General features: G+C 61.5%; 21 protein-coding genes and 1 pseudogene. 8 read left to right on the forward strand and 14 right to left on the reverse strand.

Features of this window, described 5'->3' with window-relative positions; translation table 11 throughout:
• Nucleotide 1 precedes the first annotated feature (1 nt).
• Together AC13QO_RS22545 and AC13QO_RS22550 are read right to left on the reverse strand one after the other, a co-directional pair.
• Nucleotides 2-958 carry an ABC transporter permease gene (locus AC13QO_RS22545; protein WP_488541898.1) on the reverse strand — a complete coding sequence of 319 codons (957 nt, stop codon included), beginning with the start codon at nt 956-958 and terminating at the stop codon, nt 2-4.
• Between the two features lie 132 nt (nt 959-1,090).
• Nucleotides 1,091-2,728, reverse strand: coding sequence for an ABC transporter substrate-binding protein (locus AC13QO_RS22550; RefSeq protein ID WP_221157384.1), 1,638 nt, complete (start codon nt 2,726-2,728; stop codon nt 1,091-1,093).
• Nucleotides 2,729-3,036: 308 nt separating this feature from the next.
• Between AC13QO_RS22550 and AC13QO_RS22555 the strand changes: the two genes are divergently transcribed.
• The 4 genes from AC13QO_RS22555 to pdxA all read left to right on the forward strand — a co-directional run bounded on the left by AC13QO_RS22555 (nt 3,037) and on the right by pdxA (nt 7,633).
• A complete protein-coding gene (locus tag AC13QO_RS22555) occupies nt 3,037-3,942 on the forward strand; it encodes a dihydrodipicolinate synthase family protein (RefSeq protein WP_488541899.1) in 906 nt (301 codons plus the stop codon).
• Between the two features lie 11 nt (nt 3,943-3,953).
• Nucleotides 3,954-5,141 (forward strand): sialidase family protein, encoded by a 1,188-nt coding sequence (locus AC13QO_RS22560; RefSeq protein WP_183704168.1) that lies wholly within the window; start codon nt 3,954-3,956, stop codon nt 5,139-5,141.
• A gap of 346 nt (nt 5,142-5,487) precedes the next feature.
• A complete protein-coding gene (locus AC13QO_RS22565; protein ID WP_488541900.1) occupies nt 5,488-6,621 on the forward strand; it encodes an iron-containing alcohol dehydrogenase in 1,134 nt (377 codons plus the stop codon).
• A gap of 25 nt (nt 6,622-6,646) precedes the next feature.
• On the forward strand, nt 6,647-7,633 hold the full coding sequence (gene pdxA / locus AC13QO_RS22570; RefSeq protein WP_488541901.1) for a 4-hydroxythreonine-4-phosphate dehydrogenase PdxA: 987 nt from the start codon (nt 6,647-6,649) through the stop codon (nt 7,631-7,633).
• Between the two features lie 115 nt (nt 7,634-7,748).
• Here pdxA and AC13QO_RS22575 read toward each other — a convergent pair.
• The 6 genes and pseudogenes from AC13QO_RS22575 to AC13QO_RS22600 all read right to left on the reverse strand — a co-directional run.
• A pseudogene (locus AC13QO_RS22575) lies at nt 7,749-7,937 on the reverse strand (hypothetical protein); the annotation flags it as partial.
• Nucleotides 7,938-7,960: 23 nt separating this feature from the next.
• Nucleotides 7,961-8,731: an ABC transporter permease gene (locus tag AC13QO_RS22580; RefSeq protein WP_488541902.1), complete on the reverse strand. Its 771-nt coding sequence runs from the start codon at nt 8,729-8,731 to the stop codon at nt 7,961-7,963.
• Nucleotides 8,728-9,516 carry an ABC transporter ATP-binding protein gene (locus AC13QO_RS22585; protein WP_488541903.1) on the reverse strand — a complete coding sequence of 263 codons (789 nt, stop codon included), beginning with the start codon at nt 9,514-9,516 and terminating at the stop codon, nt 8,728-8,730. Before AC13QO_RS22585 ends, AC13QO_RS22580 begins: the two co-directional genes overlap by 4 nt.
• A gap of 8 nt (nt 9,517-9,524) precedes the next feature.
• Nucleotides 9,525-10,571: an ABC transporter substrate-binding protein gene (locus AC13QO_RS22590; RefSeq protein WP_488541904.1), complete on the reverse strand. Its 1,047-nt coding sequence runs from the start codon at nt 10,569-10,571 to the stop codon at nt 9,525-9,527.
• Between the two features lie 56 nt (nt 10,572-10,627).
• On the reverse strand, nt 10,628-11,065 hold the full coding sequence (locus AC13QO_RS22595; RefSeq protein WP_488541905.1) for a VOC family protein: 438 nt from the start codon (nt 11,063-11,065) through the stop codon (nt 10,628-10,630).
• Nucleotides 11,066-11,172: 107 nt separating this feature from the next.
• On the reverse strand, nt 11,173-12,036 hold the full coding sequence (locus AC13QO_RS22600) for a helix-turn-helix domain-containing protein (RefSeq protein ID WP_488541906.1): 864 nt from the start codon (nt 12,034-12,036) through the stop codon (nt 11,173-11,175).
• Between the two features lie 420 nt (nt 12,037-12,456).
• On the opposite strand from AC13QO_RS22600, the gene AC13QO_RS22605 reads away from it, so the two are divergent.
• From AC13QO_RS22605 to AC13QO_RS22620, 4 genes are all read left to right on the forward strand, one after another.
• Nucleotides 12,457-13,467, forward strand: coding sequence for a sugar ABC transporter substrate-binding protein (locus tag AC13QO_RS22605; RefSeq protein WP_488541907.1), 1,011 nt, complete (start codon nt 12,457-12,459; stop codon nt 13,465-13,467).
• A 68-nt stretch (nt 13,468-13,535) separates the two neighbouring features.
• Nucleotides 13,536-15,086: a sugar ABC transporter ATP-binding protein gene (locus tag AC13QO_RS22610; RefSeq protein WP_488541908.1), complete on the forward strand. Its 1,551-nt coding sequence runs from the start codon at nt 13,536-13,538 to the stop codon at nt 15,084-15,086.
• Nucleotides 15,076-16,095: an ABC transporter permease gene (locus AC13QO_RS22615; RefSeq protein WP_488541909.1), complete on the forward strand. Its 1,020-nt coding sequence runs from the start codon at nt 15,076-15,078 to the stop codon at nt 16,093-16,095. The genes AC13QO_RS22610 and AC13QO_RS22615 overlap by 11 nt, the downstream gene beginning before the upstream one ends.
• 2 nt (nt 16,096-16,097) lie before the next feature.
• Entirely contained in the window at nt 16,098-17,099 is a 1,002-nt protein-coding gene (locus tag AC13QO_RS22620) for an ABC transporter permease (RefSeq protein WP_488541910.1), read from the forward strand.
• A 24-nt stretch (nt 17,100-17,123) separates the two neighbouring features.
• On the opposite strand, the gene glpK is transcribed toward AC13QO_RS22620, so the two are convergent.
• The 6 genes from glpK to AC13QO_RS22650 all read right to left on the reverse strand — a co-directional run bounded on the left by glpK (nt 17,124) and on the right by AC13QO_RS22650 (nt 23,657).
• A complete protein-coding gene (gene glpK, locus AC13QO_RS22625; RefSeq protein WP_488541911.1) occupies nt 17,124-18,626 on the reverse strand; it encodes a glycerol kinase GlpK in 1,503 nt (500 codons plus the stop codon).
• A 151-nt stretch (nt 18,627-18,777) separates the two neighbouring features.
• On the reverse strand, nt 18,778-20,502 hold the full coding sequence (locus tag AC13QO_RS22630; protein WP_183704147.1) for an ABC transporter substrate-binding protein: 1,725 nt from the start codon (nt 20,500-20,502) through the stop codon (nt 18,778-18,780).
• Between the two features lie 77 nt (nt 20,503-20,579).
• On the reverse strand, nt 20,580-20,861 hold the full coding sequence (locus AC13QO_RS22635) for a DUF2160 domain-containing protein (protein ID WP_097599743.1): 282 nt from the start codon (nt 20,859-20,861) through the stop codon (nt 20,580-20,582).
• 13 nt (nt 20,862-20,874) lie between these two features.
• Nucleotides 20,875-21,702 (reverse strand): carbohydrate ABC transporter permease, encoded by an 828-nt coding sequence (locus AC13QO_RS22640; protein ID WP_085781430.1) that lies wholly within the window; start codon nt 21,700-21,702, stop codon nt 20,875-20,877.
• Nucleotides 21,703-21,716: 14 nt separating this feature from the next.
• The gene (locus AC13QO_RS22645; RefSeq protein ID WP_085781429.1) at nt 21,717-22,583 is read right to left on the reverse strand and encodes a carbohydrate ABC transporter permease; all 867 of its coding nucleotides are present in this window, start codon (nt 22,581-22,583) and stop codon (nt 21,717-21,719) included.
• A gap of 3 nt (nt 22,584-22,586) precedes the next feature.
• Nucleotides 22,587-23,657, reverse strand: a complete 1,071-nt coding sequence (locus AC13QO_RS22650; RefSeq protein ID WP_488541912.1) for an ABC transporter ATP-binding protein — start codon at nt 23,655-23,657, stop codon at nt 22,587-22,589.
• Nucleotides 23,658-23,666 lie beyond the last annotated feature (9 nt).

Here is a 23,666-nt window from a genome sequence, read left to right on the forward strand (position 1 = left end):
GTCAGCGGCTCCTTCTTGAATCATTGGCGCGCGGGTCGAGCAGCGGATAGAGCACGTCCACCAGCAGGTTCGACACCATGACCAGGAACGATCCGATCAGCGTAATTGCCAGGATGACGGGATAATCGGAATTGATCAGCGCCTGCACAGTCAACCGGCCGAGACCCGGCAGGCCGAAAACGAGTTCGACGAAGATCGCACCGTTGACGATGGTGATCATGATCAGGCCGAGCTGGGTGACGACAGGCGTCAGCACCGGCCGCAGGATATGGCGCAGCGCCACGACGATCTCCGGCACGCCCTTGGCGCGCGCAGTGCGGACGAAATCCTCCGACAGAACCTCGATGACGGCGGCCCGCGTCTGTCGCACGATTAGCGCGATCGGCTGGAAGGAAAGCACGAGCAGTGGTAGCAGGATGCGGACATCAAGGATGCCGCCCCAGCCGTAGGGTACGCTCGCACCTGGCAACAGCACGATGAGGCTGACCATCAGCAGCGGCCCGGCGACGTAGGCCGGGATCGCCCAGAGAAAGAGCGCGGAGCCCAGAATGGCATAGTCGATGCGCGAATTCTGATTCAAGGCAGCGATCATGCCGAGCGGTATCGCGACGACGGCCGTCAGGATGATGGAACAGAGGGCAAGCTGGAACGAGACAGGTGCGGCGGCCGAAACCATCGCCCAGACGGCGCGGCCCGATGTCAGCGAATTGCCGAACCGGCCGTGCAGCAGGTTCCAGATGTAAAGGCCGAACTGTTCGATGAAGGGCCGGTTGAGACCCGCACTTTCGCGAATGGCCTCGATGCGCTGCGGATTGTAGGCGACGTCGCCCGGCGCGCGCAGGAAGATGAGCTTGATCGGATCGCCGGCGCCGTAGAAAGCCAGCGCGTAGACGGCCAACATCACCACGAGAACGGACGGAATCCAGATGGCGAACCGAGTTAGCACGTAGCGCAGCAAGGGGCCACCTCCCACCTGTTGAACGATGCGCTCCCGCTCTTTGCTGAAGCCCGGCGGATCGCATCTCTTCTTGAAATTTGCGCGAAGACCCTGCGGCCTTCGCGCGCTTATTGACAGGACGATCGTTCCGGATCAGCCGATGGAAATGTTCCAGGGCTCGACGATCTGCCAGTCAAGGTTCTTTTCCAGGCCCTTGACTTCCTTGGTGGCCCAGCGCGACATCGCCTGAGAATACCATGGGATGAAGGCCCAATCCTCGCGGAACGCCTTCTGGGCTTCCTGGGCGAGAGCGATACGCTGCGGATCATCCGCAGCCTTGGTCGTCGCTTCGGCGAGAGCGCTGTCAACCTTCTCGTTCTTGTATCCGCCGAGCTTGTTCTGTGCGTTCGACGAGGTCGAGGCGATGGAGCCCGCAAGATAAGAGACGGCATCGGGAACGCGAGTGCCGACGTCATCGCGGAAGATCTGGACCGAATTCTGGTCCGGGCCGGCATAGGAATCCTGTTGCGGCTTCATATCGACGGCCGTGATGCCGAGGTTCTGGCGCCACTGCTCGGCGATGAACTGGGCGGCGGCCTGAATGGCCGGGCCGGAAATACCGACGAACAGGATCTTCGGCAGGCGCTCCGGGCCGCCATAGCTCGATTCGGCAAGCAGCTTCTTTGCAGCCGCCGGATCATAGGGATAGGGCTCGAAGCCGGAATTATCGGCGCCCGGAACCGAATTGAGGATCTGGTCGGCCTTCTTGTGCGGCCCGTCGGGATAGGACGCCTTGAACAGCCCATCGCGATCGACCGCCATGATCAGCGCCTGGCGGACCTTCGGGTCGTCCATCGGCGCACGGGAGATGTTGAACCAGAAGTGCTGGCTGGTCGGGATCAGCGGGCCGGCCGAGAATTCAGGACCGAGATCCTGGATGATAGTCGAGGTGATGAGCTCGGTATGGGCATTGAACTCTCCCGACTTGATCAGCGAAGTCGCGCTGACATTGTCCTCGATCGAGGTGATGTCGATGCGCGCCAGCTTCGGCTTCGGGCCGAAGAAGTTCTCGTTCGGCTCAAAGGAGAGCTTGCCGGCGTCGATATCAAGGCTCGTCAGCTTGAAGGGGCCGGAGAAGACCGGCTTATTATCAGGCTTGTACCAGTCGATGATTTCCTCGCCGTCGCTGCCGCGCGACTGCGACGCCTTGGTGATCGGTGCGATGTGGTTTGCCAGGCGCATGAAGAAGATCGGATCGGCAGCGGCGAGCGTCACCACGACCGTGCCCTCGTCGGGCGTCGTGACGCCGGTCAGTTCGTTGCCGGAGCCGGCGGCGATTTCAGCATAGCCCTTGACCTTGCTCAGCACCTGGTCGGCGCGCTGGCTCTTGGTGTTCGGCATCGAGGCGACTTCCCATGAACCCTTGACGTCGGCCGAAGTGATCTTGCTGCCGTCGGAGAAGACGGCCTTGGGATCGATCTTGAAAGTCCAGACGGTGTTGTCGGCCGATTCCCAGCTGGTGAAGACGTAAGGCTTGATATTGCCTTCGCTGTCGAAATACATCGGCGCGGCCCACCAGATGGAATTCCAGCGGAAGGTTCTGCCGCCGCCGCGCAGCGGCGACCAGTCCTGATCGAAGGCCGGATGCGCGACCTTCAGCACCTGGCCTTCATCGGCCAGCACGATGCGCGCATTCATACCGAACACGGTGAGGCCGACGCCGGCCGCAAGGCCGAGCTTCAGCGCGTTGCGACGTGAAATATTGGTTTTATCCGATTGATCAAAAGACATGGCATTCCCTCCCACGGTGAATTCGGCAGCGTTCTCCCTGCGCCTGCCGGGCGCAGCACAATCCGTCGCCTATCGTTCACTCGTTATTGTAAATATGTCAATGAAAAATCGCAGTTTTGACCCGTGGAAAATTTTAGGCTTAAAATAATTCAACAATTACAATCATGTAGATTTTCGCTCTCGTATTAATCAATTTTGTCTTCTTGACAAAAGCGTCACGATGGAAAAGTTCTTGGCACTCATCGCCACAGACGAACGACAATTTTTCTGCGCAGCCAGCCCGGCAAGCGCGCCTAAGGGAGGGCGGAATGAGCCATCACAGGATTACAGGCGTTTTCAGCGCGGCCGCTACGCCGCTGACCGCAGATAACGCGCCGGATCTCGCTCTTTTCACCGATCATTGCCGTCGGCTGCTGACCGAGGGCTGCCATGGCGTGGCCCTGCTCGGCACCACCGGCGAGGCCAATTCCTTCTCCGGAGCCGAACGCCGCGCCATTCTGGAAGCGGCGCTGGAAGCCGGCATTCCTGCCGGTAAGCTGCTGCCGGGTACGGGCGTCGTCGCCATTCCCGAAACCGTCGAACTGACCCGGCACGCGCTGTCGCTCGGCGTCACCAAGGTCGTGATGCTGCCGCCCTTCTACTACAAGGGCGTTTCCGACGACGGCCTCTTCGCCGCCTATTCGCAGGTGCTGAACAAGGTCGCCGACACGCGCCTGCAGGTCATCCTCTACCATATCCCGCAGGTCTCAGGCGTACCGCTCTCCATTCCGCTGATCGGCCGGCTGATCGCCGCCTTCCCGGAAACCGTCGTCGGCATCAAGGAATCTGCTGGCGATTTCAACAACATGCAGGCGATCATCTCCGCCTATCCCGGCTTCTCGGTGCTGGCGGGCGCCGATCCGCTGCTGCTGCCACTGTTGAAGGCCGGAGGTGCGGGCTGCATCACGGCAACCTCCAATCTCGTGGCGGATTCGCTGCGCACCGTCTACGACCACGTCCACGACGAGGGGCGTGCCAGCGACGTCGAGGCGGCGCAGGCGCGCATCAACGCCTATCGCACGCTTTCCAACTCCTACGTCCAGATCCCGACGATCAAGGCAATGGTCGGGCTGAAGACAGGCAATCCCGCCTGGAAGCGCACGCGCGCACCGCTGATGCCGCTCAGCGAAGCGGATTATGCCGCACTCGCCGAAAGCTACGCCAAGCTGCCCTGAGGAGACCCGCCATGAGCTTTACCGGCCTGCGCCCCGAAGCCGTTCCCGCCCTGATGACCGGGATCATCGCTCCTCATCCCTCCTTCAAAGGCCGCGCGGATGCCTATCTGCCCTCGCCCTGCATTCAGAACCACGCGGCAAACCTTGCTTTTCTGCCCGACGGTACGCTGACCTGCGTCTGGTTCGGCGGCACGATGGAGGGCATGGGCGATATCTCGATTTACATGTCGCGGCTGGCGCCGGGCTCCGATCGCTGGTCCGAGCCGGAGAAGATGAGCGACGATCCGGAGAAGTCCGAGCAGAACCCATTGATTTTCAACGCTCCTGACGGAAAGACATGGCTGCTCTATACCTCGCAGACCTCGGGCAACCAGGACGGTTCCGTTGTCAAATGCCGGATATCCGAGGATGGCGGCCGGACGTTCGGCCCGGTCCGGCTCCTCTGCGACAGCCCCGGCACATTCGTTCGCCAACAGATCGTCGTGAACGACAGGGGCGAATGGCTGCTTCCGGTCTTCCGCTGCGTCGGCCTTGACGGACGGCGCTGGAGCGGCGACGCCGATACGGCAGCGGTTCTGATCTCGCGCGACGGCGGTGCGAGCTGGCAGATGCACGACATTCCGAACAGTATCGGCGCCGTGCACATGAACATCCTGCCGCTCGGCGGCGACGAGATGGTCGCCTTCTACCGCAACCGTTTCGCCGAAAACATTCTTTCCAGCCGATCGAGTGACGGCGGCAGGACGTGGAGCGCGCCCGAGCCCACGGAACTGCCGAACAACAATTCCTCGATCCAGGCGACACTCCTGAATGATGGAGGAATCGCAATGGTTTATAACCATTCGAATGCAGTCATGTCGGACGCGCGGCGCCAGTCTCTCTATGACGAAATCGAGGGCGACGAGGCTGGAGAAACGGCCGCCGTCCTCGCCGATATCGGCCGCAAGGCGGTCTGGGGTGTTCCTCGTGCGCCCCTGAGCCTTGCGATATCAAGGGATGGCGGCAAGAGTTTTCCGCATCGCATGGATCTCGATACGGGTGACGGGTTCTGCCTCAGCAACAATTCCAAGGACTCGCTGAACCGCGAATTCTCGTATCCCTCGGTCATCCAAGGCGGCGACGGTACACTTCATGTCGCCTACACCTACTATCGGCGGGCGATCAAATATGTGCGCCTCGCCCCGCCACTCCTGCCGTAGCGAGGCGGCTGCCGGCTTGTTGTAAATTTGCGTCCCATCTAGCGCGAAAAGGTCGCTGGCGTGATCGGTTCGACCGACTGAACGTGGAGAAATTGACAACAGAGTTGGCAGCCTCGTCGCCAGCGCAGTGAAGGCCGGCTCGCACCGTCTACTATCGGCGACTGTCAGCTATATATCTGATTATACTTATCAAACATCAATGCAGATGGCTGCTGAAACCTGAATCCAGCGCATATCAGACGATAAAATTTCGCGCTCTCAGAAATGCCCGCTTGACTTCGATATTACAACTTTACATTAAAGAGGGCGACACTATTGCCGCAAGATCCTGCAGGGAGGACTGGTCATGGCCAGCTTGGGTTCGCCAATCACGATAATTCGGCCGCATCAGATCGAATTCGGCATCGGCACGGCAGGAAAGCTCGGCAAATGGGCTGCCGAGAATGGTTATCGGCGCACGCTTGTCATCTCGGACGCTTTCAACGCTTCGCGCGTCGACGTGCTGGAACTGAAGGGCGAGGTTGCGGTTTTCTCCGAAGTAACGCCTGAGCCTGATACGGGCAATCTCGACAAAGTGCTGACTGCGGCCAACGCCGCCGATGCCGAGCTGGTCGTCGGCTTCGGCGGCGGCAGCGCCATGGATCTGGCAAAGCTCGCCGCCGTTCTCGCCGGTTCCGGGCAGACGCTGCATGAGGTCGTCGGCCCGAACAGGGTGCGCGGGCCGCGCAAGGTGGGACTCGCCCAGGTACCGACAACATCGGGCACCGGCAGCGAGGCCGGCATCCGCGCGCTCGTCACCGACCCTGCGACGATGGCGAAGCTTGCTGTGGAGAGCCTGCATATGCTGGCCGACATCGCCGTCGTCGATCCAGCCCTGACCTTCAGCGTGCCGGCGCGCACCACCGCCGCAACCGGCGTCGACGCCATGGCCCATTGCGTCGAGGCCTTCACCAACCGCAAAGCCCATCCGATGGTCGACATCTATGCGATCGAGGGAACGCGGCTCGTCGGCAGATATCTCGCCCGCGCCGTCAAGGATGGCAACGACGCAGAGGCGCGCGCCGGCCTATCGCTCGCCTCGCTTTACGGCGGCTTCTGCCTCGGCCCGGTCAATACCGCCGGCGGCCATGCTCTCGCCTACCCTCTCGGCACGCGCTGGCACGTGGCGCATGGAGCGGCGAATGCCCTGATCTTCCCGCATGTTCTCGCCTTCAACACGCCGGCGGCCGCGGAGAAGACGAAAGCGGTGATGGCAGCACTCGGCTATGAGGCCTCGGAAAATACGGCATCGGTCTTCGATGCGGCTTATGCTTTTTGCGCCGAACTCGGCATTGAGATGAAGCTCTCCGGCCTTGGCGTGCCGGAAAGCGATCTCGACGCCATGGCTGACGACGCCTTTGCCATTCGCCGTCTGCTTGATAACAATCCGCGTGATCTCAGCCGAGCCGACATCCGCTCGATTTACGCGGCCGCCTTTTAATACTGTTTCAGAAGGGACTTTGGTGATGGATAGGAATGCGAAAGTCGCCGTGACGTTGGGCGATCCGGCTGGAGTCGGCCCCGAGGTGATCGTCAAGGCCTTGGCGGCGCTTCCAAGCGAAGAGCGCCGCGATTTCGTCATCGTCGGCAACGTGGAAGCGCTGGAGCGGGCTGACCGCGTTAGCGGCACCGGGTTGAAGTTCGTGCCTGCCGATAGATCCGATGACGACAGGATTGCCATCGATGAAGTCCCGCTCGGCGCACCGCTGCCGGAGATCGGCAAGGTCAGCCCGGTCGCGGGCGATGCGTCCGTGCGCTATATCACCCGCGCCGTCGATCTCGCCATGTCCGCCAAAGCCGATGTCATCGTCACCGCGCCGATCAACAAGGAGGCGATGAACCTTGCCGGTCATCACCATGACGGCCATACCGGGCTTCTCGCGCATCTCACGGGCTCGAAAAGTTCCTTCATGCTGCTGGCCTCCGAGCGGCTGAACACCATCCACGTCTCGACCCATATCTCGCTGAAGGGCGCGATCGAGCGCGCCAAGACCGAGCGGGTGCTGGCAACCATCGAAGCCGGCCACAGGCATTTCCTGCGCCTCGGCAAGACCGCGCGCATTGCTGTTGCCGGCCTCAACCCCCATTGCGGCGAAAACGGCCTGTTCGGCACCGAGGACATGGAGTTTCTGGCGCCGGCCGTCGAGCAGGCACAGGCTCGGGGTATCGATGTCGTCGGCCCGATCTCCGCCGATACGGTGTTTGCCCGTGCCTATAACGGCGCCTTCGATCTCGTCATCGCCCAGTATCACGACCAGGGCCATATTCCGATCAAGCTCGTCGCCTTCGAAACCGCGGTCAACGTCTCGCTCGGCCTGCCGATCGACCGCGTCTCGGTCGACCACGGCACCGCCTTCGACATTGCCGGCACCGGCAGGGCCAACCACGTCAACATGCTGTCCGCCATCGCCTATGCCCGGCTGATGGCCCGCTCGCCGCGGCGGCAGGTGTGATTGCGGCAAGATGTCGAACAGTGCCAACATCATAATCTGCTGACCAAGTCTCATCCGTCCGGCGTTTTGGTCTACTCTGCGGAAAGGTTGATTGAACCCCAACCCCGTCACATGCCCGGCGGTCCCAGAACACGGGGGCGGTGATCGGGGGGAATTCCGGGTGGGCCGGGTTGATCAAGATGTTACGGTCGACGCGGGCGACGACGCTTGTCACCGCAACATGGCGCAGCGTTCTTCTTGCGGCATTTTTCGCCGAAAGACTTGCTACGGCGGCCGGCATGCTGTCCCAACCGGGCAGCGCGGGGCGGCGTTCGCTCGTGCCGGGGCTCAGCTTTGCCCCTGATGCAGCCGACGGAAAATCCGCTCGATCTGGGCAACAACGGCAAAAAAGACGATGCCGGAGAGAGAAGCGAGCACGACGGCGGCAAAGAGCCTTTCCGCCTGATAGTTGAACGTCGACTGAATGATGAGAGCGCCCAGTCCCTGGTTCGAGCCGATCCACTCCCCGACGATCGCGCCGATCACACAGGTGGTTGCCGAAATGCGCAGCGACGCAAACAGCAAGGGGGCGGACCGTGGCGCGCGCAGGCGCCAGAACGTTTCCCACCCACTCGCCGAAAGCACATGCATCAGCTCAAGCTCGCTTACAGTAGCCAGATTGAGGCCCCGGGCGGTATTCACCAGGGTTGGGAAGAAGCAGATGAGAGCGGCGATGATGACCTTCGGGAGCATGCCGAGGCCGAAGATGAGAATGATGATCGGCGCGAGCGCCAGCACCGGAATCGTGTTGAAGAGCAGGACAACGGGAAAATAGGCGGCCTGGAACCGCGGATTATAGACAAAGGCAACCGCCAGTATCACGGCGAGACCATTTCCCAGGAGGAAGCCGAGGCCGGCCTCGCCCCATGTCGGGACGGCGTTCGACAGCAGGAGGCGCCATTCGATGCCAAGCGTACGCATGATCGCCAGCGGCGTGGGAACGATATAACTGGGAACACCGAGCGCCGGCACCAGCCATTGCCAGGCAAGGAGCAGCGAAAGGGCGCCGATAAAGGGAAGGCCGATCGCCTCTGTGAGGGACAACGGACGGTGCCTCATGCAGCCGCACTCCCCTCCTGCAGCAATGCTCGTAAATGGGCGGCGGTCTCCTGGACATCGAGGCTCTCGCGCCGACAGAGGCCGCGCTCGTCTTTCAGCGGTTTCAGGTCGATCAGCGCCTGGACGCGGCCTGGATTGGCGGCCAGGACCAGCACGCGTTCGCCGAGATAGATCGCCTCGACGACGCTGTGGGTGACGAACAGGATGGTCGTGCCGGTCCGGCGCCAGACGTCCAGAAGCTCATCGTTCAGTCGTTCGCGGGTGATTTCGTCGAGCGCACCGAAGGGTTCGTCCATGAGCAGGATATCCGGCTCGCATTGAAGCGCGCGCGCTATGGCGACGCGCTGGCGTTGTCCGCCGGACAATTGATGCGGATAGCGGTCGGCCAGATGCGACAGGCCGACCAGCTCGATCCAATGGTCGGGCCGCGGATCGACCGATCGCGAGGTGCTCTTCTTGCCCACCTGCAGCGGCAGCGCGACATTCTCCCTCACGGTCCGCCAGGGTAACAGCGTTGCATCCTGAAAGACGAAGGCGACCTCGCGCCGCCGGCGCGCCTCAGAGGCAGTCCTGCCGAGCACCGACAACCGCCCGTCAAGGGTCGGAAGAAGATCTGCCACCGCACGCAAGAAGGTCGACTTGCCGCAACCGGAAGGCCCGAGAATGGTCAGAAATTCGCCCCTGCCGACGCTGAGGTCGACGCCGGACAGAATGCGGGTCGTCTCGACAGCGCCAGCATAGCCGATAGCCAGATTCTTGGTTTCGATGGCCACTGCTTCAGGCAAATCCGCTCTCACACAATCTTTGGGCGGTCACCCGCCGTCATAGCCAATATCTCAGTCGTATAGCAATCCTCCAGCTTCGGCGCGCCGCTCTTGAACTGGCCGATCTTGTCGTAGACGGAAATCTGCTCGGCGAGAGCGGCTGGATCGAAGCTGCCCCAGCCTTCCCTGCCGGTCTCTGCGTCGAAGCTCAGCGACAATATGCGCGGCACCGTCTTCAGTTCCACGGCAAGATCGAGCTGCGGATAGGCCTCCACCGTCAATTTCACCGCCTCTTCGGGATGTTCATGCGTCCAGGCCCAACCCTTGGCGACGGCACGCAGCACCTTTGCCAGCGTCTCGGCATGGCCGGTCACGGCATCGTCGGTGGCGAAATAGACATTGGCATAGGATGGCAGGCCCGTGTCCTTCATCATCAGATCGATGCGGTCGGGGCCGATGACGGAAAGGGCCTGCGTGTTGGTGATCCATCCGGTGACCGCATCGACCTGGCCGGTCATCAGCGGCGTCATGTCGAAACCGATATTGGTAATGGCCAGGCTCGAAGGATCGATATTGTTCTTCAGCAGGATGGCATCGAGCACGTAACGGGCCGTCGGCTGGATGCCGATACGCTTGCCGACCATATCCTTGACGGTGCGGATCGGCGCCTTGGGCAGCGAATAGAAGGCGAAAGGCGCCATGCGAAAACCGCAGGCGAAGATCTTGATCGGCACGCCGGATGACCGGGCAAGAAGAAGCTGTGCCGAATCCGAGAACTGACCGAGTTGCGCATCACCCGTGATCACAGGCGGCACCGTTGCCGAATTCGGACCCCCAGGGGAGAACTCGACGTCGAGACCCTCGGCCTCAAACAGGCCTTGCTTGGCGGCAACGATATCGCCGATCTGTCCATTGCTCATCAACCAATCGTATTTGATGACGACTTTGGATGCGGCGGCGCTCGAATGACGCGGTACGAACACGCTGATCCCCGCCGTCGCCGCGGCAAGAGCAAAGGCTCCACTCTTCAGGACGCTACGTCTGCCGACCATGATTTGTTTGTCATACCCGTTCATTTGCTTGCCTTCCCCTAGTTGGTTTGCCGGACGGCTGGCTGGGCCGCTTATGCTCGTTATCGCGGTTCGATGTCGCCGATCGGGCCGCCTTCAGACCACGCATAGATCTCCCAGAGATTGTCGTCGGGGTCGGCGAAATAGCAGCATCGCGCATTCCAGGCGTAATTCTGCGGCGGCGCGTGGAAGAGCACGCCGGCAGCCTCCAGCTCCGCATAGGCAGCATCGACCTGCTCTGGCGAGGCAAGCTCGATGGCCGCGCAGGCCTTGTGTACGCCCGGAGGAGCCCGGCGGCTTGAGACACCGGTATTCTCGGCGATATGCGCGATCTCCCAGAGCGCCAGCGTCACGCCCGCGCCTTTGAAATCGGCAAAGCCGGGAGCGCGGCGGCGCGGCCTGAAGCCAAGCCGCTCGATATAGAAGGCAGACGCTCTTTCGATGTCCTCGACCAAAAAACAGATGTCGGTGATCGGATTGGTTTGGGCAAAAGCGGTCATACAGGCCTCCTGATGGGAAAAGCCTCGCAGACCACAGCCTCAAGAGATTTCAAATTCGTGCGGTTATCTTTCGCAAAATTGCTGATTCGCCACCGACGGGCGCCGGCTCAAAGACGGACCGAACGCTGGTATTCCTTCGGTGTCGCCCCCATCAGGCGGCGAAAGACGCTGGAGAAATGCGCCTGGCTGGAAAAGCCTGTGGCGTAAGCGATGCTTGCAAGCGTCTCCTTGCCATCGGCAAGATAAAGTCGCGCCCGCTCGATCCTGCGTTCGAGGACGAAGCGATGCGGCGCCACGCCCACCGCCCGTTTGAATTCCCGGCTGAAGTGAAAGGGGCTCATATGGGCCACGCCAGCAAGCTCCTCCACGCTCAGATCGGATTTGCCAAGCAGGTTCTCGATGTAATCGATCACGCGCCGGAGATTTTCCGATGACAGCGGACGATTGCCGGCCTCAGGTCTGGCGCCCAGCAGTTTTACAACGCAACAGGCGAGCGCCATTCCCAGATGCTGCATCAAAAGCAGGTCGTCGCGCCCGGTCTTCTCGACGGCAAATGCAAGAGAAAGCGCAACCTGCAGCGTTGTCGGATCAGTCGTCGCGCTCAGGGCATCACTATCCCAATGCTCCGGATCGAAGCGAGAGCCCCCGAGGCTGCTGTAGAGCGCAGGTGACTGGAAGATCGAGATATAATCCGCCGCATCGCCCTCGACTTCAAGGACCGTGGCAGCCGGTTGAAATCCCAGGGTGAAGGGCGGCCTTTCAACTTTGCGGAACGCCCCGCTTCCAAGCCGATAGGCATATTTGCCGTGCGCCGTACGGTTAATCGAAATTCTATGAAGCGAGCCCTTCGAAACCATCTGTCCCGCAGCGCTGCGATAGGTCTCAACGATCATGTCGCGTTGGACGAAGGCCTTGTAGCCTCCAAGGGATGGCCGGCTTATTGAGAAAATCTGCGGGTCGATATCGGGCATTGTTTCATTCTCCCTGGCAGGGAAGAGGCAAGTTGCGCGCCAAATGGAAGCCAAGCTTCGCGCTGGATATCGACGTCGTGGGATAAATCCCGACCGCGCCCATTTAAATCGTGGTTTTATGACCCCCTGTCATGCCACACGGCACCACGGCCTAGCAGGCGTTCATCCTCGGCAAATTTGGTCGCATGCGCAAGAATTATGCAATGCATGTTTCTTCCTGATCGGTGGCTCCAGACCGTCGGATCGCTCTCAACAGCGCGCCGCATTCGAAAGCATTCCCGGCCACGGCAAATCGCAGCCAGGAATACGCTTTTGCTCCGTCCACTCTTTTCCCCTGAGATGATCTTTTTGGAAATTCGTTTCTCCTCATTCGTATTAGTACACTTAATTTAGAGAAATAGATCAATTTGGAGAGTGGCAATGACCATCGAAAAATCCGGAAGCGGTCTCGCAAGACGAGACCTGTTGAAACTGTCCGCCGCGGCCGGGGCTGCCGTCGCCGGTGCTTCGCTCATCGGGCAGACGCCGGTTTTTGCGGCCGAAGAGCCGTCTCTGAAAGGCAAGCGCATTGCCATCAGTGCGACCGGCACCGATCATTTCTTCGACCTGCAGGCTTACAATGCCCAGATCGAAGAGGTGAAGCGTCTCGGCGGCGAGCCGATCGCCGTCGATGCGGGACGCAATGACGGCAAGCTCGTTTCGCAGCTTCAGACGCTGATCGCCCAGAAGCCGGATGCGATCGTTCAGATCCTCGGCACACTGAGCGTCATCGATCCCTGGCTTAAGAAGGCGCGTGACGCCGGCATCCCGGTTCTGACCGTCGACGTCGGCTCGACCAACTCGATCAACAACACCACGTCCGACAATTGGGGCATCGGCAAGGATCTGGCACTGCAGCTCGTCTCCGATATCGGCGGCGAAGGCAATATCGTCGTCTTCAACGGCTTCTATGGCGTGACCCCCTGCGCGATCCGCTACGACCAGCTGGTCAATGTCCTCAAATATTTCCCGAAGGTGAAGATCCTCCAGCCGGAACTGCGCGACGTCATCCCGAACACCGTACAGGATGCCTTCACGCAGATTACGGCGATCCTCAACAAGTACCCGGAAAAGGGCTCGATCAAGGCGATCTGGTCGGCCTGGGACATTCCCCAGCTCGGCGCGACCCAGGCGCTGACGGCAGCGGGGCGGACCGAAATCCGCACCTATGGCGTCGATGGCAGCCCCGAGGTACTGCAGCTCATCGCCGATCCGAACTCGCCTGCGGGCGCCGATGTCGCGCAGCAGCCGGCAGAAATTGGCCGCACCGCCATCCGCAACGTCGCAAAGCTGCTCGCCGGCCAGACGCTGCCGCGCGAGACCTATGTTCCCGCACTTCTGGCCAACAAGCTCAATGTCGGCGAAGTCACCAAGAAACTCGGCATTGGCTGACGCAACCTGATGGACGGTCCGGCCATGCCGGACCGCTCAAGATTGGCCACCACGTCGGGATGGATTGCATGACTGCCATTTCCTTCAAGCAGCCGGTGACGGCGCGAGGCGATATCATACGCTTCGAAGGCATCGTCAAACGTTTCGGCGGCGCGCAGGCGTTGGCAGGCGCGTCGCTGATCGTAAAACGCGGAACAATCCACGGTCTTGTCGGGCAGAATGGTGCCGGCAAGTCGACGCTGATCAAGCTGCTTGCCGGCCTCCATCAGCCGGATGACGGACGGATAGAGATCGAAGGACAGACGTTCGACAGGCTGACGCCGCATCTTGCCGAAGAGCTCGGCATTCACTTCATTCACCAGGACCGGCTGCTGGTGCCGACCTTCACCGTCGGTGAAGCGCTGTTCCTCGGCCGGGAACCGCGCATATCGGGCACGCCCTTCCTCGACCGGCGGCTGATGCAGCGCCGCGCTTCCGAAATCCTCAACGAATATTTCGGCGTCCGATTGCCAAACACTGCCCTGATCAGCGAATTGTCGACCGCCGAAAAGCAGATCGTGCAGATCACCCGTGCGCTCCTCAACCAGCCGAAGGTGCTCGTCTTCGACGAGCCGACGGCGGCACTGGTGCGCCGTGAGGCCGATATCCTCTTCCGGCTGATCCGCCGCCTGCGCGATGAAGGGGTGACCATCATCTACATCTCGCACTATCTGAACGAAATCGAGGAACTTTGCGATCACGTCACCGTGCTGCGCAACGGACTTGATGTCGCTTCCGTGCCGATCGGCGAGACTTCGGCCGCGGCGATCGCCCGGCTGATGGTCGAGCGGGATATCAAGGAGATGTTTCCGAAGCCTGAGGTTACGCCCGGTGAAGAGATCCTCAAGATCGAGCAGCTGTCGGCGCCGGGAAAATACAGCGACATCAGCTTCTCGCTTCGCCGCGGCGAGGTGCTCGGCCTCACCGGCCTGCTCGGCTCCGGCGCAAAGGAACTGGTTCGTGCCCTCTTCGGTCTGGAGTCACCCTCTTCCGGCCGCATCGAAATCAACGGCAAACCGGCCCGTCTTGCCAATCCAACGAAGGCGGCCGGCCACGAGATCGCGCTGGTGCCGGAAGATCGGCGCCGCCATGGCGTTGCGCTCGATCTCAGTGTCGCGGAAAATACCAGCCTTTCCAGCCTCGCCCGCTTCACACGCTTCGGCTTTCTCGATCGCAAGCGCGAGCAGCGCGAGATCGATGCCCTGATCACTCGGTTGCAGGTGAAAGCCAGCGGGCGCAATGCGCTTTTGCGCACGCTCTCGGGCGGCAACCAGCAAAAGGTGGCGATCGCCAAGTGGCTGAGCCGACACTCCGAAGTCTATCTCCTCGACGAGCCGACGGTCGGCGTCGACATCGGCTCCAAGGTCGAGATCTATACGCTGATCGGCGAACTTGCGGCGCGGGGCGCCGGCGTCATCGTGCTGTCTTCGGATCTGCCCGAACTCATCGGCATCACCGATCGTATCCTCGTGCTCTTCCGCGGTCGTGTGGTGCGAGAATTCATCTCGTCGGAGACCACGGCGGATGCCGTACTGGCGGAATCGACCGGATCGTCGGAGGGACAGCGCCATGTCGGCTGAAGTGGAATTCGCGCCTGCCGGCTTTTCGGCAATAGAACCGCCGCCCCGGCCGGCCGGCAACATCGCGGCTGCGGCGCTGCGTTTCGGATCACTCATCGCTTTTGGAGCCATTCTGATCGTCTTTTCGCTCACCGCACCTTACTTCCTCAGCGTCGGCAATATCGGCAACGTGCTCGGCCAATCCGCCATATCAGGCGTACTCGCCATCGGGCTGACGGTTGTTCTGATTGCCGGTGGCTCCAACGTCGTCACCGGCGGCATTGATCTCTCGCTCGCGGCCAATATGGGCCTCAGCGCCGCCGTCTACGCCACCTTGACCCCACTCGGCTACGGCGACGCGGCGGCGATCCCGGCGGCGATCGGGACCGGGGCGCTGATCGGCACGGTCAACGCCATTGCCGTCGTCTATGCCGGCATCGTTCCGTTGCTGGCCACGCTTGCGGTGATGAACGTCGTCGCCGGCCTGGAACTGGTGCTGACCCAGAATACCGTGCTGCCGGCCTCCACGCCTTTCCTCTCGGCGCTTTCGGCATCTGATCCCCTAGGCCTGCCGGTTCTTGCCTATGTGCTTCTCGGCTTCACGGCACTTGCAACGGCCATCGTCCAATATACGCCGCTTGGCCTGCGCCTTTATGCCGTCGGCGAGTTCCCGGATGCGGCGCGCGCCGCCGGCCTGCCGCTTCGCCGGCTACTATCAGGCGCATTTGTCGCCAGCGGTATATCCGGCGGCATCGCCGGCATCCTGTCCGTCTCCTATCTCAGCGGCAGCACGACCGGCTCCGGCGAGATGCTGTTGCCCGTCGTCGTCACCGCCCTCCTCGGCTCGGTGTTTTCGCGCCGACTGGTTCCCACGATCACCGGCACATTCCTCTCGGCCCTGCTGGTCGGCTTTCTCACAAACGGCTTTCAGCTGCTCAACATTTCGAGCACGCTGGTCAGCGGCGTCCAGGGCGTGCTCATTCTCATCGTGGTCTCCGCGACCACCCTGTTGCGCCGTCAGGAGGCCTGATCATGTCGCTCCAGACTTCAGCATCAGCCGTCACCGATCTGCCGCGCCTTATCGCTGCCGGCGTGGTGCGCTACGGGCTGATCTTCGCGCTCGTCGCGGTGTTCGCCATCTTCTCCGCGGCAACGCCGACGTTCCTGACGCTTGCCAACCTCCAGAGCGTCCTGGTCAACAATTTCACGCTGCTTGCCATCGTCTCGATCGCCATGACCTTCGCGGTCTCCTCGGGCGGCATCGATCTCTCTGTGGGAACGGCGATGGATTTTGCGAGCTTCGCCTTCGTCTCGCTCGTCCTGGCGGGTCAGCCGGTGGCGATTGCCGCCCTTGCCGGACTGGCGGCAGGAGCACTCGTCGGCGCCTTCAACGCGCTGCTGATCTCAGGGATCGGCGTCTCCCCCTTCCTTGCAACGCTCGGCACGCTGTTCATCGGCCGCAGCGTCCAGCAATTGCTGACCAATGGCGGCAACCCGGTCTACCTGCCGCCGAGCGGTGTGACGGAAGCCTTCCGCGTTCTCGGCCACGGCACGATCGGCGGCTTTCCGGTGCCGCTCGCGGTCGCGATCCTCATCATAGCTGCTGCCGCGGTTGTCTTTGCCCGAACGCGTTTCGGCCGCGTCATCCTGTCGATCGGCATCCAGCCGGCCGTCGTTCGCTATTCCGGCATCGCGGCATCGGCCCATATTGCCGCGACCTTCATCATCGTCGGCTTGATCGCGGCTGTTGCCGGCTTGATCCTGACGGCGACCGTTGCCGTCTATATCCCCTCCTCCGGCAATGCCTTCCTGCTGAATGCCATCGGCGCTACCTTCATCGGCACGACGCTCAGCCCGCTTGGGCGGCCGAACGTCGGCGGCACCGTCCTCGGCGTGCTGCTGCTCAGCATCGTTGCCAACGGGCTGCTGTTGACCGATCTGAATTTCTACTGGCAGCAGGTCGGCACGGGCACGCTGATCTTTGCCGTGCTTGCGCTGAGCTTCATCAACAGGAAAGCCGCCAGCCGCGCGTGAGAGCTGCCGTATTCGCCGAATATGTCAGCCCGCCGAGGTTTCCGAGATCATCCGCGATACGGCGTTTTTCCAGCCGATGATCTTGCCCTGCCGCTCGGTCTCTTCCATTGAAGGACTGAAGCGGCGGTCGCAGGCCCAGGCCTCGGCAAACTCGCGCTTGCCGGGCCAGATACCGGCTTTCGAGCCAGCGAGCCAGGCGGCTCCAAGCGCCGTCGTCTCCCGGATGGCCGAGCGGTCGACGGGATTTCCCGTAATGTCGGCAAGGCACTGCATCGTCCAATCCGAAGCCGCCATACCGCCATCGACGCGCAATACGGTTTCCAGCTGGTTGGCGCCCCAGTCCTTCTTCATCGCCACCAGCAGGTCGAGCGTCTGATAGGCGACGGATTCAAGCACCGCGCGGGCAAATTCCGCCGGGCCGCTGTTCCGCGTCAGGCCGAAGATCGCGCCACGCGCGGCCGGATCCCAATAGGGCGCGCCGAGGCCGGTGAAAGCCGGAACGATATAGACCTGCTGTCCGGGATCTGCTTTGGTGGCCAGAACCCCAGCCTCGGATGCCTGGCTGATGATGCCGAGGCCGTCGCGCAACCATTGCACGGCCGCACCCGCAATGAAAATCGAGCCTTCGAGTGCATAGGTCGTCTCACCGTCGAGCCGGCAGGCAATGGTCGTCAGCATCCGGTTGGAGGAGGAAACACGGTCCCGGCCGGTGTTGAGCAGAGCGAAGCAGCCGGTGCCATAGGTGGATTTCATCATGCCGGGGTCAAAGCAGGCGTTGCCCACGGCCGCCGCCTGCTGGTCGCCGGCGACGCCGAGGATCGGCAGCGCGACCCCGAACAGAGCTTCGTCGACCCGGCCGAAATCATCGGCGCATTCCTTGACCTCGGGAAGCATGGCTGAGGGAATGCCGAGAATGCCGAGAAGCTCCTCGTCCCAGGCGCCGTCATCGATATTATAGAGCAGCGTTCGCGAGGCATTGGTCGCATCGGTGGCATGCACACGGCCGCCGGTCAGCTTGTAGATCAGCCAGCTGTCGATCGTGCCGAAGCAGACCTCGCCTGCCTCCGCCTTCTCCCGCAGGCCATCGACATTGTCGAGCAGCCAGCGCAGCTTCGTTCCGGAGAAATAGGGGTCGAGCAGCAGGCCGGTCTTGGCGCTGAACAGCTTCTCATATCCGTCAGCCTTCAGGCTCTCGCACATTTCGGCCGTGCGCCTGTCCTGCCAGACGATCGCGCGGTGAAGCGGCGTGCCGGACCTGCGATCCCAGACGACCGCCGTCTCGCGCTGATTGGTAATGCCGATTGCCGCGATCACGGCGGCGTCAATACCAGCATCGGCGATCGCCTTGCGCACCGTGTCGATGACGGACTGCCAGATTTCGGCGGCGTCATGCTCCACCCATCCGGGCTGCGGATAATATTGGGTGATCTCCGCCTGCGCCGAGCCGGCCATTTTCATGTCGCCATCGAAGATGATGGCGCGTGAAGACGTCGTGCCCTGGTCGATCGAAAGAATATAGCCGCTCATATCCGTCTCCGGCTCGCACGAAACAGCTCAGCCCGCTGCGGAGCAGCAGGATGCGGAGGTTTCATAAGAGAAAGATTGTAGGGCCACCGGCTTGCTGCCGGTGGCAGGAAGTGGTGGCCGGAGACCTTGTCGCCTCCGGCCACGGTCCGCCTTACTTCTTCTGCCAGCTCTTGACGAGCTCGTCGTAGTTGACGGTCTGCGGCTTTTCCTTCTCGTTTTCGATCTTCAGCTGCGGTGCAAGGTTGCCCTTCTTCACCGCATCCGCGTTCCAATAAGCGAGATCATGCTCTTCGGCGAGTTTCGGGCCGATATCGCCCTGAACCTTGGCGCGTTCCAGGCGCTGCAGCACCTTTTCCTGTTCGGAGCAAAGCGAGTCCATCGCTTCCTGCGCCGTCTTGGCGCCGGAGGAGGCGTCACCGATCGCCTGCCACCACAGCTGCGCGAGCTTCGGATAGTCAGGAACGTTCGTACCGGTCGGCGACCACTGCAGGCGGGCCGGCGAACGGTAGAATTCGATCAGGCCGCCGAGCTTCGGCGCGCGATCGGTGAAGGACTTATGATCCAGCGTCGACTGGCGGATGAAGGTGAGGCCCATGTGGCTCTTCTTCACGTCGACAGTCTTGGAAGTGACGAACTGGGCATAGAGCCAGGCCGCCTTGGCGCGATCGACAGGCGTGGACTTCATCAGCGTCCAGGAGCCGGCATCCTGATAGCCGAGCTTCATGCCGTCCTTCCAGTAGACGCCATGCGGGCTCGGGGCAAAACGCCATTTCGGTGTGCCGTCGGCATTGACGACCGGCAGGCCTTCCTTGACGAAGTCGGCCGTGAAGGCCGTGTAGGTGAACATCTGCTGGGCAATTTCACCTTGCGACGGGACCGGTCCGGATTCGGAGAAGGTCATGCCCTGAGCGGCAGCCGGTGCATAAGCCTTCATCCAGTCCAGATACTTCTGGATCGAATAGACCGCTGCCGGGCCGTTGGTATCGCCGCCGCGCGCAACGCACGAACCGACCGGACGGGAGTTCTCGTCGACCTTGATACCCCATTCGTCGACCGGCTTGCCGTTCGGAATGCCCTTGTCGCCGTTGCCGGCCATCGACAGCCAGGCATCGGTGAAGCGCCAGCCTAGCGATGGGTCCTTCTTGCCGTAGTCCATGTGGCCGTAGACCTTCTTGCCGTCGATCTCGCGGCCGGTGAAGAACTCGGCGATATCCTCATAGGCAGACCAGTTGACCGGCACGCCGAGATCGTAGCCGTACTTCGCCTTGAAGTCCGCCTTGTTCTTCTCGTCGTTGAACCAGTCGTAACGGAACCAATAGAGGTTCGCGAACTGCTGGTCCGGCAGCTGGTAGAGCTTGCCATCAGGCGCTGTCGTGAACGACTTGCCGATGAAGTCGTCGACGTCGAGGCCGGGATTGGTGACATCCTTGCCTTCATTGGCCATCCAGTCGGTCAGCGAGCGGGCCTGCTGGTAGCGCCAATGGGTGCCGATCAGGTCCGAGTCGTTGATATAGGCGTCATAGATGTTTTCGCCCGACTGCATCTGCGTCTGCAGCTTTTCGACAACATCGCCTTCGCCGATCAGATCGTGGGTGACCTTGATGCCGGTGATCGCGGTAAAGGCCGGAGCCAGCACCTTCGATTCATAATCATGCGTGGTGATCGTTTCGGAAACGACTTTGATGTCCATGCCGGCGAAGGGCTTCGCGGCATCGACGAACCACTGCATTTCCTTTTCCTGGTCGGCGCGGGAAAGCGTCGAGAGGTCGCCGACTTCCTTGTCGAGGAACGTCTTGGCCTCGTCCATACCGGCATAGGCCGATGCTGTCATCGCCAGCAGCAAGCCTGCTGTCGTCGTCAATAAGTGCCGTCGCATAATATCCTCCCAGGGTTTGCGATTGCAGTTACGTCTCAGGCGGCCAGTACCCCCGGCCATCTGTCTTCTCCTTGCCGTTACACGTAGCGGAACACGCCGATGGCATAGACTACGGAAATGGCAAGAGCCCACCACAGGTTGGGCCCAGCGAGCCCAAGCCATGCAAGATGAATGAACGCTGCGCCAAGCAGCGAAATGAAGAGCCGGTCGCCGCGCGTCGTCTCGAAACGCAGCACGCCCGTGCGCGGCGTGCCGCCCGGCGAAAAATATTCCCAGACGCTCATGGCGATGAGCAGCGTAAGGATCGTCAGGAAGAAGAGCGCCGTCGGCAGCGTCCAGGCCATCCAGGTAAAATTCATGGCCGTCTCCTCCTCAGACGCGGCCCAGGGCAAAGCCCTTGGCGATATAGTTGCGAACGAAATAGATGACGAGCGCGCCGGGGATGATGGTGAGCACGCCGGCTGCCGCCAGTACGCCCCAGTCCATGCCGGCCGCCGAAACCGTGCGCGTCATGATCGCCGAGATTGGCTTTGCCGCGGTCGTCGTCAGCGTGCGGGCCAGCAGCAGTTCGACCCACGAGAACATGAAGCAGAAGAAAGCGGCGACACCGATCCCGCTTGCAATGAGCGGCATGAAGATCTTCACGAAGAAGCGCGGGAAGGAGTAGCCGTCAATATAGGCGGTTTCGTCGATCTCCTTCGGCACGCCAGACATGAAGCCTTCGAGGATCCAGACCGCCAGCGGCACGTTGAACAGGCAGTGGGCAAGCGCCACGGCGATATGGGTATCGATTAGGCCGAAGGCGGAATAGAGTTGGAAGAAGGGCAGCGCAAAAACCGCCGGTGGCGCCATCCGGTTGGTGAGCAGCCAGAAGAACAGGTGCTTGTCGCCGAGGAAGCGGTAGCGCGAAAAAGCGTAGGCCGCCGGCAGCGCCGCAAGCACCGATATAACAGTGTTCATCACCACGTAAATGATCGAGTTGATGTAACCGTTATACCAGGACGGATCGGTGAAGATGACGGCGTAGTTCCGGAGCGTCGGGTTTTGCGGCCACAGCGAGAAGGCGCCGGTGATCTCGGCATTCTCCTTGAAGCTCATGTTGATCAGCCAGTAGATCGGCAGGAGCAGAAAGAGGATGTAGAGCGTCGTAACCACCCAGGAGAGATTTCCGGCGGGCTTGTATTTCCTTGTCGAACCCATGGATCTCTCCTTTCTCAGGCGTTGGCGTCGCTGCTGGTCATGACAGTGTAGAAGATCCATGACAGCAACAGGATGATCAGGAAGTAGATGATCGACATCGCCGCGGCGGGGCCGAGATCGAATTGCCCGACGGCCATCTTCACGAGATCGATCGACAGGAAGGTCGTCGAGTTGCCGGGACCGCCGCCGGTGACGACGAAGGGCTCGGTATAGATCATGAAGCTGTCCATGAAACGCAGGAGAACGGCGATCAGCAGCACCCGCTTCATCTTCGGAAGCTGGATGTAACGGAATACGGACCAGCGCGAGGCGCCGTCGATCTTGGCGGCCTGATAATAGGCGTCCGGGATCGAGACGAGGCCGGCATAGCAGAGCAGCACGACGAGGCTCGTCCAGTGCCAGACATCCATGACGATGACCGTGACCCAGGCGTCGACCGGATCGCGGACGTAGTTGTAATCGAGGCCGAGCCCCTCGAGCGTATGGCCGAGCAGGCCGATATCGACGCGTCCGAAGACCTGCCAGATAGTGCCGACGACATTCCACGGGATAAGCAGTGGCAGCGCCATCAGAACGAGGCAGACCGGAACGCCGATGCCCTTCTTCGGCATGTTGAGAGCAATGAAGATGCCGAGCGGAATCTCCAGCGCCAGGATGATGAAGGAGAAGAGCAGGTTGCGCTCGAGCGCTTCCCAGAAGCGGTCGGAATGCAGCGTCTGAACGAACCAGTCGGTGCCTGCCCAGAAGAACTCGTTATTCCCGAACGTATCCTGAACCGAATAGTTGACAACAGTCATCAGCGGGATGACGGCCGAAAAGGCGACGAGCAGCAGCACCGGCAGGACCAGAAACCAAGCTTTGTTGTTCCACGTCTTCTGCATGGCTCAGGCCTCCCTGCCGACGCGCCAGCTGTCGGCGTAAATGCTGATGGCGGACGGATCGAAGGTGACGCGGGCATCTGCGGGGATGTCGGCATCCTCATGCACGACGATCGCAATTGGCTGGCCGGCGAAGCGGGCGCGGACGATCTTCTGCCGGCCGATATCCTCGACCTTGGTGATGTTGACCGGCATGCCTTCCCGCCCGAGGCGGATGAATTCGGGGCGGATGCCGAGCTCGGTCTTGGAACTGCCAGCGGTCTTCGGCGCGTAGTCCAGCGTCAAAACCTCGTCTCCGACCTTGACGGCGCTGCCTTCGACCTTGGCGGGCATGACGTTCATACCGGGCGAACCGATGAAATAGCCGACGAAGGTGTGGCTCGGCCGCTCGAAAAGCTCGGCCGGCGTGCCGATCTGAACGATCTGGCCGTCATACATGACGACGACCTTCTCGGCGAAAGTCAGCGCCTCGGTCTGGTCGTGGGTGACGTAGACCATGGTGAAGCCGAACTGCTTGTGAAGCCGCTTCAGTTGCGAGCGCAGCACCCATTTCATATGCGGGTCGATGACGGTCAGCGGCTCGTCGAACAGGATGGCGTTGACGTCGTTGCGCACCAGGCCGCGGCCGAGAGAGATCTTCTGCTTCTGGTCGGCCGTCAGCCCTTGCGCCTTGCGCTTGGCCCAGCCGGCAAGGTCGATCATCTCGAGAATGTCGCGGACGCGGCGGTCGACATCGGCCTCCGCCACGCCGCGGTTGCGCAGCGGAAAGGCGAGATTATCGTAAACGGTCATGGTGTCGTAGATGACCGGAAACTGGAAGACCTGGGCGATGTTGCGGCTCTGCGTCGACAGGTTCGTCACATCCTTGCCGTCGAAGAGGATGCGACCGTGCGAGGGCTGCAGCAGACCCGAGATGATGTTCAGCAGCGTGGTCTTGCCGCAACCGGAGGGGCCGAGCAGCGCATAGGCGCCGCCGTCGTTCCACTCGTGGTCGACTTCCTTCAGCGAATAATCCTTCTCCGTCTGCGGATTAGCTCCGTAGGCGTGGCGGATATGGTCGAGCGTAATGCGTGCCATTGTGCTCTC

Source organism: Rhizobium sp. CNPSo 3670 (assembly GCF_057784555.1).